1 protein-coding gene is annotated in these 2,291 nt (G+C 77.0%); it reads right to left on the bottom strand.

The window, feature by feature from the left end:
* The coding region (locus ACWGIU_RS36060) for a primosomal protein N' (RefSeq protein WP_453712305.1) at positions 1-2,097 on the bottom strand (2,097 nt) is incomplete at its 3' end.
* Between the last annotated feature and the right edge of the window lie 194 nt (positions 2,098-2,291).

The following is a 2,291-nucleotide window of genomic DNA, read 5'->3' as shown; positions in this document are numbered from 1 at the left end:
GCCGATGTCGGGTGGGTCGATCCGGACCCTGACGGCCTCCGCCGCCGGAACCCCCTTCGCCAGCCGGGCCGCCTGCGCCGACTTCAGGGCGGCCGCCAGGGCGGCTCCGCTGCCCGGCGGGACCCGGACCAGCGCCCGCTCCCCCGGGGACGGCTCCCCGCGCCTCCCCGGGAGCGGCACCGGTCCCAGGATCTCCGCGTCGGGCGGCAGTCCGGCTCCGGCCAGGAAGGCCTCCACCGCCTCTCCCCGACCGGCCACCGCCGCCATCCGGGACACCGGCGGGAAGCCGAGCTGGGACCGCTCCGCGAGCTCCCGTACGGCGTGTCCCACCGGGTCCCACCGGACGAGCGCCTGGACGGGCCGCAGCGTCGGCTCGGCGACCACCACGACCTGCCCGTCCCCCCGGACCAGCGAGGCGGCCGCGATCCATCGCCGCAGCGCGTCCTCGCCGGCCCTCAGGTCGGGCCGGGTCAGCATGGCCCAGCCGTCGAGCAGCAGCGCTGCCGCGTACCCGGCGCCCGCCGCCACCGGTTCGGCGCCCGGGGTGCAGACCACCAGCGCGGGCCGGTCCGGCACCTCATCGAGGACGTGGTCGCGCCCGGAGGTCCGTACGGCCACGGCCGGGAAGGCCCGTCCCAGCTCCTCGGCGGTGCGCCGCGCGCCGACCACCTGGGCCCGCAGCCGGAACGACCCGCACTCCTCGCAATGCCACGACGGCTCGCCCCGCCCGCACCACCCGCACCTCAGGTCCCGCTCGTCGGGGGCCTCCAGCGGCCCGGCACAGACCGTGCAGCGGGCGGGGGTGCGGCACCTCTCGCACGCCAGCCGGGGCACATAGCCCCGCCGCGGTACCTGTACCAGGACGGGCCCGGTCTTCAGCCCTTCCCGTACGGTCTCCCAGGCCAGGCTCGGCAGACGCGCGGCCCGGGCGGCCTCGTCACGGGCGAGCAGCTCGTCCCCGACGGTCCGGATCCGGGGCGCGCAGGCCCGTACGGTCTCGCGGTCGGCGATCAGGGGCCTGGCCCAGCCGGTCTCGACCAGCTGGGCGGCCTCCACGGTGCAGCTCGTGCTGCCCGCGAGGAAGGCGCAGCCGTCGTTGACCGCGCGCAGTTCCAGTACCTCCCGGACGTGCGGGAAGGGGGCGTTGTCGTCGCTGTGGCTGGAGTCGCCGTCGTCCCAGATGGCGACCAGCCCGAGATCCCGTACGGGGGCGAACATCGCGGCCCGGGTGCCGATGACAGCCCGTACGGAGCCCCGGTTCACCGCCAGCCACTGGCGGTAGCGCTTCTCGGGTCCCGACTCGGCGGTCAGCAGCGCGTGCCGGCCTTCGCCCAGCAGGGCGGTCAGGGCCTCGTCGACGCGGGCGGCGGTCCGCCCGTCGGGGAGCACGGCGAGGGCCCCGCGCCCGGAGGCCAGGGTGGCGGCCATGGCGCGGGCGAGTTCGTCGGCCCAACCGGGGCCGGGCAGGGCGGTCCATACGGCGCGCGGGGCGCCGCCGGTGGTGAGGGCGCGCAGGAAGCCGGGCCCGGCGCCGTACCGCTCCCAGCCGGCGGGCTCGGGGGCGGCGGGCGGCGGCAGGGGTTCCGGTGAGGGCTTGGCCTCGGCGCGGGCGCTCCGTGCGGGCACCGCGAGCTGGAGCACGTCGGCGAGGCTGCCCGCGTACCGGTCGGCGACGGCCCGGGCGAGCGCGAGCATGCGGGGGCTGAGGACCACCTCGGGCGAGACGACGTGGGCGAGGGCGGCCAGTGCGCCGTCGTAATCGGACTCGGCCCGGCGCTCCACGATGAAACCGTCGATGAGCCCGCCGCCCTCGCGGCGGCCGCCGCGCACGTGGTGGGAGCCGGCGCCGAAGCGGACGCGGACGCGGACACCGGGCCGGGCGGCCTCGGAGAGCTCCTCGGGGACGGCGTAGTCCCAGAGCTGGTCGAGGTGGAGCACGCCCTTGTTCACGAGGATCCGGGCGACGGGCAGCTCGGCGGCGAGCGCGGCACCGCGCCAGGTGCGCGGCTTCGCCTTGGGCGCCTTGGCCTTCGCCTCGGCGACCATGTCCCGGATCAGTGCGAGCTGCTCCGGCGGGGACTCATTCGCGCTGCTCACATCAGCATTCTTACCAAATGGCACCGACAGCGGCGGGCGCGGTGCACGGACCTCCCGAGACCGGGCGGGCGGCGGCGGGTCCTGCGCTGCTTCGACGGGGTTCGCACCCCGCTCCGCATGAAGCCGTCACCCCTCGCACCGGGAGGGTGGGGTCAGCCTGTCCGCGCGGGACGGCCGCACCCACGCAATATGGC

This window comes from Streptomyces sp. NPDC054840 (assembly GCF_053611065.1).
Note: the sequence above shows the minus strand (reverse complement) of the source record. Positions and strands in the feature narration are given on the sequence as shown.